11 protein-coding genes are annotated in these 11,548 nt (G+C 50.8%); 8 read left to right on the top strand and 3 right to left on the bottom strand.

Going from position 1 to position 11,548, the window contains the following annotated elements; all coding sequences use genetic code 11:
- Positions 1-127: 127 nt before the first annotated feature.
- From HMPREF1647_RS05675 to HMPREF1647_RS05655, 5 genes are all read left to right on the top strand, one after another.
- Positions 128-1,762, top strand: a complete 1,635-nt coding sequence (locus HMPREF1647_RS05675) for an ABC transporter ATP-binding protein (RefSeq protein WP_035432919.1) — start codon at positions 128-130, stop codon at positions 1,760-1,762.
- 64 nt (positions 1,763-1,826) lie between these two features.
- Entirely contained in the window at positions 1,827-2,168 is a 342-nt protein-coding gene (locus HMPREF1647_RS05670; protein WP_035432916.1) for a hypothetical protein, read from the top strand.
- Positions 2,152-2,598: a PIN domain-containing protein gene (locus tag HMPREF1647_RS05665; RefSeq protein WP_035432914.1), complete on the top strand. Its 447-nt coding sequence runs from the start codon at positions 2,152-2,154 to the stop codon at positions 2,596-2,598. The genes HMPREF1647_RS05670 and HMPREF1647_RS05665 overlap by 17 nt, the downstream gene beginning before the upstream one ends.
- Before the next feature lie 189 nt (positions 2,599-2,787).
- The gene (gene clpB / locus HMPREF1647_RS05660; protein WP_035432912.1) at positions 2,788-5,370 is read left to right on the top strand and encodes an ATP-dependent chaperone ClpB; all 2,583 of its coding nucleotides are present in this window, start codon (positions 2,788-2,790) and stop codon (positions 5,368-5,370) included.
- A gap of 12 nt (positions 5,371-5,382) precedes the next feature.
- On the top strand, positions 5,383-5,565 hold the full coding sequence (locus HMPREF1647_RS05655) for a hypothetical protein (protein WP_035432926.1): 183 nt from the start codon (positions 5,383-5,385) through the stop codon (positions 5,563-5,565).
- Between the two features lie 490 nt (positions 5,566-6,055).
- Here the strand turns inward: HMPREF1647_RS05655 and HMPREF1647_RS06840 are convergent, their stop codons facing one another.
- Positions 6,056-6,619 carry a hypothetical protein gene (locus HMPREF1647_RS06840; RefSeq protein ID WP_052039163.1) on the bottom strand — a complete coding sequence of 188 codons (564 nt, stop codon included), beginning with the start codon at positions 6,617-6,619 and terminating at the stop codon, positions 6,056-6,058.
- 164 nt (positions 6,620-6,783) lie between these two features.
- Entirely contained in the window at positions 6,784-7,626 is an 843-nt protein-coding gene (locus HMPREF1647_RS05645; protein WP_035432910.1) for an MBL fold metallo-hydrolase, read from the bottom strand.
- 69 nt (positions 7,627-7,695) lie between these two features.
- Between HMPREF1647_RS05645 and tilS the strand changes: the two genes are divergently transcribed.
- From tilS to HMPREF1647_RS05630, 3 genes are all read left to right on the top strand, one after another.
- Complete coding sequence (gene tilS, locus HMPREF1647_RS05640; protein ID WP_262363820.1) at positions 7,696-9,342, top strand: tRNA lysidine(34) synthetase TilS; 1,647 nt, start codon at positions 7,696-7,698, stop codon at positions 9,340-9,342.
- Positions 9,342-9,890 (top strand): hypoxanthine phosphoribosyltransferase, encoded by a 549-nt coding sequence (gene hpt, locus HMPREF1647_RS05635; RefSeq protein WP_035428577.1) that lies wholly within the window; start codon positions 9,342-9,344, stop codon positions 9,888-9,890. The genes tilS and hpt overlap by 1 nt, the downstream gene beginning before the upstream one ends.
- A 234-nt stretch (positions 9,891-10,124) precedes the next feature.
- Positions 10,125-11,309 carry a pyridoxal phosphate-dependent aminotransferase gene (locus HMPREF1647_RS05630; protein WP_035432908.1) on the top strand — a complete coding sequence of 395 codons (1,185 nt, stop codon included), beginning with the start codon at positions 10,125-10,127 and terminating at the stop codon, positions 11,307-11,309.
- Here HMPREF1647_RS05630 and HMPREF1647_RS07060 read toward each other — a convergent pair.
- The gene (locus HMPREF1647_RS07060; RefSeq protein WP_187468931.1) at positions 11,299-11,490 is read right to left on the bottom strand and encodes a hypothetical protein; all 192 of its coding nucleotides are present in this window, start codon (positions 11,488-11,490) and stop codon (positions 11,299-11,301) included. The two genes, HMPREF1647_RS05630 and HMPREF1647_RS07060, sit on opposite strands and share 11 nt — an antisense overlap.
- Between the last annotated feature and the right edge of the window lie 58 nt (positions 11,491-11,548).

The following is an 11,548-nucleotide window of genomic DNA, read 5'->3' as shown; positions in this document are numbered from 1 at the left end:
GAATACCGAATACCGAATACCGAATACCGAATACCGAATACCGAATACCGAATACCGAATACCGAATACCGAATACCACATGCAGTCATAACCTTTTTAAAACGAAATCTCTTTTAAGGGAGATGGCATGCTTAAATACCTTTACGCTCAACAAAAGAGCAAACTAATATTCTTTGTAGTCTTCTCTCTTTTAAGTAGCTTGTTTGAAATTGCACTTTCATTTGTAATGCTTCAATCCGTTAATCTTGCCATGGATGGCAATCTGTCGGATGCATTGAATGACGGCCTCTGGTTTGGCCTTTACATACTCTGCTATTTTATCGTCGACTTGATTTGTAGGCGTTTGCGCTGGTCAGTAATACAGGGCTGTCAAACGCATTTACGTGATGAGCTGATACAAAAGATTTTCAGTCGCTCTATTCCTGAGTTCCACTCGTTCAACACCAGTCATTGGCTTTCAATTCTTACTAACGACCTTGATTTGCTTGAAGAAACATACTTTCGCGTCTTTATTGATCTTTTGATAGATGTCTTTTCTGGTGTAGTAAGCCTAATAATCTTGTTGTTTATTTCACCATGGCTCGTACTGTTCATCTTGTGCATGATTGCTGTCCAGATGTTTGTTCCTAACACAATGTCTGGAATTATTTCTAACAAGCGAAAAGAACAATCTGAATCGGCTGAACATTTTATTGCTACAGCAAATGAGCATCTTGAAGGGTTTGATCTGCTTAGAAGCTTTCATCTAACAGAGGCTTCGCGGGTTGCCATGAGCAGCGCGAATCAGGCTTGGGAGAAGCAGAAATTTGGAGCTCGTTACTTTAGTTCTTTGGCACGTTTACTTTCATTTACTGTAGGACAAATTATTTACATCGGAATTTATTTTATTGGCGCCATTCTTACCCTTAATGGATTGATGACAGTAGGAATGATGGTTGCGGCATCTCAGCTTGTTGTCTACATAGCAAATCCCATTCAGAACATAAGTGATTCAATTACTGATATGAGAAGCGCAAAAGAGATTATTACTAAAATACAAACGCTTCTTAATGAAGCTCCAGCTACAGAAAGTGGAACAGAAGATATTCCTGAGCACTTTACAAATCTAACGGTCAATCATGTTTCGTATGGTTATGACGAGGACAAATTAGTTTTGTCGGATATTAGTTTTACTTTGGAACGTGGCAGAAAGTATCTTCTTGAGGGAAGCTCGGGAAGTGGAAAAACAACACTAATCAAACTGTTAACGGATGCCCTGAGCCCAGATAGCGGAGATATTTGCTTGGATGGTGTGTCGATCAAGCAATTCAAAAGCGAGCAATACGCTCGGTTCATAATCCCTTGTTCTCAGCAAACGTTCATTTTTAATGCGACCATCAGGGATAACGTTACGTTGTTTTGCCATGAGTTTACCGATGAAGAAATTATTGATGCTATAACAAAGTCAGGTTTTTCTGAGATTCTTACCAGATATCCAGATGGAATCAATCATATGATTGACCAGGCAGGAAGTAGTCTTTCTGGTGGAGAACGACAGCGATTGGCTCTTGCACGAATCTTTTTGTTTAAGCCACAAATTGTGATTTATGACGAGAGTTTTGCCCATTTGGATTCCGATTCTGTTCAGAGTCTCATTGATTTGATCTTAAAAGATGAAGAGAGAACCGTTATTATGACGTCTCATCAAGTGACCCCTGAAATAAGAAATCGCTTCCACTCCCTTGTTTTAAAAGACGGAAACATCCAGTCAGAAACTGTTTAGTCAGTGCCCCTTGACCTAGTTGTAATACGTGAATACAATGATATAACTAGGTAAAGGAGTACCCATGGACAGCATTGTAACTGCTCGTATTCCTGTTGAAGTTAAAAATCAGGTTTCCGAGGTTCTTGAATCGCTTGGATCAAACACCACCAAGCTGGTTAATGCAGCTTTTGAATATGTGCTGGTAACAGGCAAACTTCCTGATGCTTATGAAAGCGCTTCGTTGGAATCTTCTGCTAAAGGGTCTTCTCGCCAATTGAGCGAGAAGGACAAAGAGCAGCTATCGTCACTTTTTGGAAAGATATCTGTTCCCGCGCCGGCATCATTTTGGAATGATTTAGGCAACAGCACCTACAAAGAAGCAATCAGCGAGTGGAGGTCAAGTGACTATGAAGCTCTTGATTGATACTAACGTTTTGCTGGACGTCTTTTTGTGTAGGGAACAGTTTGTTGCTGATGCAAAAAAGCTTTTCATAATGAAGCAGTTTAGGGATGCTGAGTTGTGGATAGCAGCTCAGTCATATACAGATCTCTATTATGTGGGTGCTAAGGCTCACGGCTCTGCCCACATGCAAGAGATACTAAAAGAAGTATCTCCACTGCTCAACGTGTGTTCTATTGATGGAGCAGATATTTCAAATGCGCTTTCTGAGCAGTGGGAAGACTTTGAAGACTGTCTTATTTGGCGCGCAGCAAAAAAGATAAAGGCAGATTATATCGTCACAAGAAATACGGCAGATTTTGTTCGCTCGGATATACCAGTGCTTACACCTGTCAAGTTTTTCTCGACAATAGAAGCTGAACAAAATCTTGTTTATGAAGAGGCCGAATTTTAGAAGCAATAAGGTGCGGGGTAGGGCTGCAAAAGCTCAAAGCTGCGTAGCGCAAAAGTTCAGCATACTACGATAAGAAAATCTACTACAGATACACTTAGATATGTATTAAAAGTCGTGCTTAGGGGTATATAGAATCCGATGAAGATTCAGTCCCCGGCACGATTTTGTTTGGGGTAGGAGGGTGATTTTATGAGACTAGATAAATGGGCCGTAACCGCCCAGGAAGCACTGCAGGCAGCTCTTGGCATTGCTGGTGATGTAGAGGCTTCCGAGGTTGCACCAACACACCTGCTCAAGGCGCTGCTGGACAGCAATGAGCGCAATCTGCGTTCTATCTTGGAGAAGATTGGCGCAGATCCTGATGCAATTGCCACACAGGTAGACCAGGCAATTTCCAAGGCTCCAAAAGTAAGCGGAGCACAGATTGGCATTGGCAACGACCTTCTCAAGGTTATCAACGAGGCCGAGAAGCTTGCCACTAAGCTGGGAGATTCCTACGTTACCTCCGAGCATCTGCTCACTGCGCTGGCAAACGATAACACTGATGCAGGTAGGATTCTTCGCGACGCCGGCGTTACTGCTAAGCGCGTGGAGGAGGTTTACAACGAGCTTCGTGGTGATGAACGCGTAACCTCTCAGGATGCAAAGCCGCAGTTTGAAGCCTTGGAGCAGTACGGTCGCAACGTGACCGACCTTGCTCGCCAGGGAAAGCTTGATCCAGTTATTGGTCGCGTCGAAGAGATTCGCCGTACCATTCAGGTTCTGAGCCGCCGCACCAAGAACAATCCTGTTCTTATCGGCGAGCCTGGTGTTGGTAAGACCGCAATTGTGGAAGGCCTGGCAGAGCGCATTGTTTCTGGCGACGTTCCAAGTACCCTGCGCGACAAAGAGCTTGTTGAGCTTGACATGTCTGCCCTGGTAGCAGGCGCAAAGTATCGCGGTGAGTTTGAGGACCGCTTGAAGAGCGTGGTAAAAGAGGTGGCCAAGTCTAACGGCCAGATTATCCTCTTCATTGACGAGCTTCACACCATCGTAGGCGCCGGCGCTTCCGAGGGTTCCATGGACGCTGGCAACATCTTGAAGCCAGCACTTGCCCGTGGCGAGCTCCGCGCAATTGGTGCTACCACACTGGATGAATACCGCAAGTACATCGAGAAGGACGCTGCTCTTGCGCGCCGTTTCCAGACCGTACTTGTCTCCGAGCCTTCTGTTGAAGACACCATTTCTATTCTGCGTGGCCTTAAGGAGAAGTACGAGCAGCACCATCGCGTCCGTATTACGGACTCCGCTCTGGTTGCGGCAGCAGACCTCTCTAACCGCTACATTTCTGACCGATTCTTGCCAGATAAGGCAATTGACCTGGTAGATGAGGCGGCATCAAGGCTTCGCATGGAGCTTGATTCCATGCCAGCAGAGATTGATGCGGTTGATCGTCAGCTCACTCAGATGCAGATTGAGGAGCAGGCTCTGATGAAGGAGGAGGACGCTGCTTCAAAGGAGCGCCTGGAAAACCTCCGTGCAGAGATTGCAACGATGCAGGAAAAGCTTGATGGCATGAAGGCCAACTGGCAGAACGAGCGTGGCGCAATTGACCTGGTACAGGACTTGAAGTCCCAGATTGAGGACGCAAAGGTGCAGATGGAGCGCGTGACCCGCGAGGGTGATTTGGCGCAGGCATCCGAGCTTCGTTACAGCACCATTCCAGAGCTTGAGCGTAAATACGATGAGGCAGAAAAAGCCCTTCTCGCCAAGCAGGAAGACGGCGGAATCCTCAAGGAAGAGGTCACCACGGACGAGATTGCCGAGGTAGTTTCTTCGTGGACCGGCGTTCCTGTTTCCAAGATGATGCAGGGCGAGATGGACAAGCTCAAGAACCTTGAGGATCAGCTTCACCTGCGCGTCATTGGTCAGGACGACGCTGTTTCCGCAGTTGCTGCAGCAGTCCGTCGTTCTCGCGCAGGTCTGGCGGATCCAAACAAGCCTCTGGGTAGCTTCTTCTTCCTGGGCCCAACCGGCGTAGGTAAGACTGAGCTAGCAAAGGCGCTGGCAGAGCTGCTATTTGACGACGAGCGTTCGCTGATCCGCATTGATATGTCTGAGTACATGGAGAAGTTCTCGGTCCAGCGTCTCATTGGCGCGCCTCCAGGATACGTAGGCTATGACGAGGGTGGCCAGCTCACCGAGGCAGTTCGCAGGCATCCATACTCCGTCATCTTGCTGGACGAGATGGAGAAGGCTCATCCTGATGTCTTCAACATCTTGCTGCAGGTGCTGGACGACGGTCGCCTAACCGATGGTCAAGGTAGGGTAGTGAGCTTCAAGAACACCATCATTATCATGACCAGTAACGTTGGTTCGCAGTTCATTGCTGGTGCTGGCGCAGAGGGCTTCAACGAGGAGTCCAGAAAGCAGGTTATGGAGGCGCTGCGTAGCTCCTTCCGCCCTGAGTTCTTGAACCGTATCGACGACGTGGTTGTCTTCCAGCCTCTGGGTCTTGAGGACATTGAGCGCATTGTGGACATTCAGCTCAAGGATGTTCGTAGCAGGCTTGCTAACGAGCGCATGACGCTGGAGCTTTCCGAGGCTGCAAAGCAGTCGCTGGCTCTTGACGGTCTGGATCCTGTTTACGGTGCTCGCCCTCTGAAGCGACTGATTCAACGTCGCGTCGTTGACCAGGTAGCAAACTTGATTATTGCAGGTGAGCTGCATGAGGGCGATACTGTTCTGGTTGATACTGACGAGAACGGCAACTTGGTTGCTCGCAAGAAGTAAGTGAGGCTGCGTATGTGTGACGAGTCCAAGAGGGCCGAGAAGCCCGAGCTGCGCAAGGACGCGGATTCCAAGAAAACGCAGGTTGTTGACCCGGAGTTTGCTCGCGCAGAAAACGAAGATGATGATGGTTACGACCCGTATTCCGATCGTCGTCCCGTGAGCGAGCCTCTCTTTGAACGCGATCCCTGGAGCTAGACCACGGGGTTTCTCGCCAGGCGTTGCGAGTGCACGGGGTTTCTCGCCGTACGCTGAACGCTACAAACGAAAGCCGCTGGTACATGACGTATCAGCGGCTTTTTGCGTGCGGCTTGGCGTTACGTTCATAATTGTGAGCCTGAAAAGTGCATCATGTCTGAGTAAATTTACTCAGACATGATGAGGAAAACCGGCAAATCGCTCAGACTTGGCGCACTTTTCCGGCAAATCGTTCAGACATGGCGAGAGAATCAGGCTTCATGGAAGGGCAATCTCGAACGCGCATCAAAGTCCGCCTGAAAAGTTCAAAGAATCTGTGTTTGGGACACAGATTCTTTGATGAAATCAGGCAGAATCCACCGATTCTTTTACATTTTCAGGCAAACGTTACAGATTCTTTGCAGAAATCAGGCACGTAACAGCTGGCATTGCTGTGGATGCACACCGATCGGCTTCGCAACTTTGCAGCTACCGCTGGTGAACAGCGCTTTTAGCGGACGGCAACGCCCCAGTTGGCGGACATCCAGGTCCAGAGGAAATAGACCACCGCGGCGATGATAGCCAAAACAATGATGGCGGCAATTAGCGAACCTGCATTTGAGCGGCGTTCTTTTCGAACAAAGATATCGCGCTGACCCTTAGGAACCTGCAGGAACTGGCCGTAGTGAACGTCCTTGCGAAGGTGCGCAATCTCGTTCTTTGGCTTGCGCCAACCTTTCTTCGCGTAAAAACCCTTGCTGGACTCAAAGCCAGCAGCCTGGTTCTCGGGAAGTTCGAGCTTCTCGCCCGGCATTGTAAAGTCGCTGATAGGCTCCACTGTTTTGTGATGGCGGTGCTGGCGGACGTATGGTTGCTTTGCAGCGCCTTCGCCTTCGTACTCGGAAGCTTCAGATGTCGAGAAGTGCTGCGCGCCAGTTGCGTGAAGGTCGGCTCCATCGGCTGGTTGAGCTTCCTGCTCAAAAGATTCAGCGTATTCAAAGTCCTGCTGGTTGTCAGAACGAGGACCCTGATCCGCAGGTGAAACGTTATTTTCAAGGTTGTTCGAGGTGTCCACGATGATCCTTTTGTCGTAGTCTCGCAAAACATTGATATAAAACATGATACCGCAGCTCGTATATTCCTGCACAGTTTTGTCGGATATTTAGACGACTGCACGGAGTGGACGTGCCGCGCAACAGCAGGCACGCAGCTAGAGCGACATCGGCCGGGAGATGCGGCTTACAGCGACATCGGCCAATCTTGGCTGGCAACACAGATAGCAAGCGAGCCGTCAGGAGTCTGCGCCTCGGTGAACGCGTCGTTAAGAGGCTGCGCGCCAACCGCCTCAGCAAGCGTTCTCACAGCGACGCTTGGACGGTTATTCTCGTGAGAGAGATGCATGCCAACCACACAGCGAGTATTTGGGCCTACGAGCTGCGACAATGCCTGCGCAGTATACTCGTTTGACAGGTGACCGGAGTCTCCGTGGACTCGCTGCTTGAGCACATACGGATAAGGGCCTGTGAGCAGCATATGCTCGTTATGGTTAGATTCGATAGCAAGAATGCGCACGTCGGAAAGGCATTCGAGAGCCTCAGGCGTCAAAACACCTGTGTCGGTGCAGTAGCCTACAGAGTCTACGATGCGTCTATCAGGACCGGCGAGAAAATCAAAGCGCATGCCCATGGGTTCGCAGACATCGTGCGAGGTTGGGAACGTGCTCACTTCAACGTCTGGCGCGGCATCAATATGAACAGAACCCGTCTGGTCAACGAGGGTAAAGGTGACGTTTGAACAGGAGCTTCTTCTTGAGAGCGCGGCGGCAGTTCCTGTTGTAGCAAACACAGGAACATCAAAAGTTTTACTGACAACCGAAAGACCTGAGACATGATCGGTGTGCTCGTGCGTAATAAAGATGGCTACGAGCTCAGACAGGTTAACGTTCAACTCTTTAGACCGACGCAGAATTTCTTTTCTAGAGATTCCGCAATCAATCATAATGAGACCATCGGGCGTTTCTAGCAGACTGCAGTTGCCCTTTGATCCGCTGGCAAGAATATGTAGGCGAAACGTGGGATTCATGAATTTCTTTCTACTGAGTAACTTTCGGGTATAACTGTAACAAACACACCGGACAGAAATTGGTGCTAAGTGCCATCCGTACACGCATACTTCAATAAAAAGAACGCTCTCGCTGCAAAAGGCCAGGTAGATGATCAGCGTAGAGGCCAGGCAGAGGGCTCGCGACGTGGCCAGGTAGAGGGCTCGCGACGTGGTCAGGCAGCTGCACCCGTTATCCTTATGGTCTCGGGCGGAGCCGACTCGATGGCGCTGCTTCACATGGCAGCAACGGAGCCACTTGACCTTGGTGACGGCGCAGGTCTTGCGCGTGTTGCAAAAGAGCGCCTGCATGTGCTGCACGTAAATCATTTGCTTCGCGGCGAAGACGCAGACGCTGACCAGCACTTTGTTCAAGAGACTTGCGACTCGCTGGGAATTCCCTGCACCGTGCTGCGCATGGACGTGGCAAAGCTCGCGCAGGAACGTGATGGCAACGTGGAAGAAATTGGTCGTCGGGTGCGGTATGACGCTGCGCGAGAACTCGCTCAAAAACTTTGCGTTGAACAGGGAGTTTCTCGCCAGAAGGCAAAGATTTTGACGGCGCACACGGCGGACGACCGCGCGGAGACGTTCATGATGAACGTGATGCGCGGGTCTGGAATGAGCGGCCTGGCGTCGATCCCTAGGCATCGCGGGCTGATTTATCGTCCGCTGCTCAACTACACGCATGACCAGCTCAAAGACTGGCTGAAGGCTCGCGATCTGGACTGGCACGAGGACGCCACCAACACCGATACCCACTATCTACGTGCGTATATGCGCCACAACGTACTTCCGCTTCTTAAGGCGAGAAACCCGATGTTGGTGCAAACGGTGTGCAAAATTGCAGATTTGATGACCGACGAAGACGATTATCTTGAGGGAAAAGCTGCTCGTAAACTGAGGCAGATTACGCTGCGGAAGAGCGAGTCTTCTCTGGTACTTGACGCGCTGAAGCTGAGTTCTACCGACGTGGTAATTGCTCGTCGCGTGGTGAGGATTGTGGCCAGGCAACTGATTCCCGAGGCTTGGCTTGAGTTCAGGCACGTAGATGCCGTGCTCGAGGCGGTCGCCGCGGGAGTTGGTGTGGCTAACCTGCCGCAAAACCTTGAGGCGCGCGTTCGCCTGGGCACCGTGACGTTCTCGTTCACGGGCGCCGCGAGAAGTGCGGTCGGCGCTGCGACTGCGGTCACGACCAACGGCGAACCCGCAGGTACAGCGCCTGCTGTAGCAACGTTTGGCGAGCACCTTGCGGTCCCGGGAACGTTGGAGCTGGCAGACGGCCGAGTGCTCTCAGCGCGCATTCTCCCTGTGGAGCACGGCTTTGACGTCGTGTCCTATGTAACCGCGCATAGCCAGGAATGGTTGGGCGAGTCGGTTCTTCTCGACGCACACGCCTGCGGGGTAGATCCGGTTCACGGCGGCAGCCTGTGGGTCTCGGGACCCGAGGCGGGAGACACTATGCAACCTCTGGGCATGCATGGACAGTCAAAAAAGATCTCTGACCTGCTGGGCGAGGCGGGTGTGCCCGTTGAGTCCAGGAGTATGATGCCTATTGTGCGCACAAATATTCGTGGACATGTGGTGTGGGTTGCGGGAATTCGTCCCGATGAACGAGTAAAATGTACGCAAGATACAAAACAGCTGCTAGAATTGAATATCTATTCTGGTCATAAGCCATTTGAGAGGAGCCAGTAATGGCGGAGCTTCACCCTGATATTGAAGAGATTCTGCTTGACGAACAGGACATCAAGGACATCGTCAAGAAGGTGGGTGCGGAGATCACGCGTGACTACGCGGACAAGAACCCCCTGGTCATTGCTGTTCTTCGCGGAGCTGTTGTATTCATGGCCGACATCATGCGCGCCATTGAGTGCCCACTCTCCATCGATTTTATGGCTGTTTCCAGCTACGGCGACGGTGTTAAGAGCTCCGGCGTCGTGCGCATTGTAAAAGACCTTGACACCAAGATTGAGGGTCGCCACGTCATCATCGTTGAGGACGTCCTGGACTCCGGTCTAACCCTCTCTTACCTGGTCCGCATGCTCCAGTCTCGTAACCCCGCGTCCATTGAGATTGCCGCTTTCCTGGTCAAGGACATTGAGGGCAAGCGTCCAGCTATTGATCCTCGTTACGTAGGCACTCACGTACCCGACAAGTTTGTTGTTGGTTACGGCCTGGATTATGCAGAGCGCTACCGCAACCTGCCATTTGTTGGCGTTCTGAAGCCTTGCGTGTACGAATAGGCTGAAGTCACGCGGCCGCACCTGCGGTACGCTCTGTGGAATTTGCTGCAAGACCGTGCAATAGATACAAATTTGTTAAAACTTTTAAAGTTGGGCGAGAAGATTGATCTTCTCGCCCAATATGCTATCTATCAAAGGTTGTGTGAGGCCAGATGCGCGGCGGCGTCATCCACCACGCCTCCACCCAACGTTTTACCAGGTAGGTACTGTAGGCTTCGAGAGAATCGAGAAACCATGGTCAATCAGACAAGTCTTGCATACGGATCAGAAAAGTCTGCAATCCGTGAGATTGCAGGTTATGCGATGCAGCGTCGTACTGAGATTGGCGCTCAGAATGTGTTTGATTTCTCGATCGGCAACCCTTCCGTGCCTGCTCCTGAGTCTGTTCGCACCTCTATCGAGGCCGCCATGCAGCTTCCTCCTCAGCAGGTCCACAGCTACACACCTGCAATCGGCATTCCCCAGGCCAGGGAGGCAATTGCCGCGTCGCTCCGACGTCGCTTTGGAGATTACGCAGCTCAGGCAGGCGATCTCATCTTGACTTGCGGAGCTGCAGCTTCCGTTTCTATGGCGCTCAATTCCATTGTTTCTCCAGGTGAAGAGGTTATTGTTATTGCTCCATACTTCCCAGAGTACCGCGTGTGGATTGACCACGCTCAGGCTACCTGCGTTGAGGTTTTGGCTGACGAGAAAACCTTCCAGATTGATGTTGACGCCGTTTGTGCAGCTCTTACGCCTAAGACTCGTGCGGTGATTATCAACTCTCCAAACAATCCTGTTGGTGCTGTGTATACCAGGGATAACCTTGATGCATTTGCCAATATGCTCCGCAAACGCTCCACTGAGCTGGGAACTGACATTTACGTCATCTCCGATGAGCCTTATCGCGAGATTGTTTTTGGCAACATTGAGGTCCCTTGGGTTCCTGACGTCTACGAGCGCACCATTGTGTGCTATTCCTACTCCAAGTCCCTCTCACTTCCTGGTGAGCGTATTGGTTGGGTGCTGGTTCCCGCTTCTAATCCGGAGCAGAAGGAGATTTACGCAGCTTGTGCGGGTGCCGCTCGACTGTTGGGCTTTGTTTGTGCGCCAGCGCTTTTCCAGCGCGTCATTATCGACTGTGTTGATGAGCCAGCGGATGTTGAGGCATATGCAAAGAATCGAGAAGTTCTGACCGAGGGCCTCACCAAGCTTGGGTACGAGTACATTCAGCCCGATGGTGCATTCTACCTGTGGGTTCGTGCTCCTGGTGGAGATGCTCAGGCATTCTGCGATGTGGCCAAGCAGTTTGAGCTGCTGCCTGTTCCTTCCGATTCGTTCGGCTGTCCAGGTTGGCTGCGCGTGAGCTACTGCGTTGCGTACCAAACCTGCGTAGACTCGCTTGCTGCCTGGGAAAAGACTCTTGCTGCTATGAAATAAGCGCTGCAACAGGCGAGAAGATCACCTGGAAAAGGTCAGCCGTCAATGGCGAGAAAATCGACCGACTGCAAACGACAAAGTGAACTGCCTCCCATTTCTTGGACATAAGAAATGGGAGGTAGTTCATATTCGGGTGATTATGATTCTGCAGCATGTTAGCGTCGGCTTTTAGGCCTGGCACACAAAATAGCGCAGCTTTCTTCTGTTCTGCTGAAGAATCGACATGTTCCTAATCAAGA

Source organism: Lancefieldella parvula DNF00906, assembly GCF_000758945.1.
Lineage (GTDB): Bacteria > Actinomycetota > Coriobacteriia > Coriobacteriales > Atopobiaceae > Lancefieldella > Lancefieldella parvula_C.
This window is presented reverse-complemented; position numbering and strand designations above follow the sequence as displayed.

Coding starts and splice junctions, on each gene's coding strand:
- HMPREF1647_RS05675 (WP_035432919.1), top strand. CDS start 128: ATGCTTAAATACCTTTACGCTCAACAAAAGAGCAAACTAATATTCTTT.
- HMPREF1647_RS05670 (WP_035432916.1), top strand. CDS start 1,827: ATGGACAGCATTGTAACTGCTCGTATTCCTGTTGAAGTTAAAAATCAG.
- HMPREF1647_RS05665 (WP_035432914.1), top strand. CDS start 2,152: ATGAAGCTCTTGATTGATACTAACGTTTTGCTGGACGTCTTTTTGTGT.
- clpB (WP_035432912.1), top strand. CDS start 2,788: ATGAGACTAGATAAATGGGCCGTAACCGCCCAGGAAGCACTGCAGGCA.
- HMPREF1647_RS05655 (WP_035432926.1), top strand. CDS start 5,383: ATGTGTGACGAGTCCAAGAGGGCCGAGAAGCCCGAGCTGCGCAAGGAC.
- HMPREF1647_RS05645 (WP_035432910.1), bottom strand. CDS start 7,626: ATGAATCCCACGTTTCGCCTACATATTCTTGCCAGCGGATCAAAGGGC.
- hpt (WP_035428577.1), top strand. CDS start 9,342: ATGGCGGAGCTTCACCCTGATATTGAAGAGATTCTGCTTGACGAACAG.
- HMPREF1647_RS05630 (WP_035432908.1), top strand. CDS start 10,125: ATGGTCAATCAGACAAGTCTTGCATACGGATCAGAAAAGTCTGCAATC.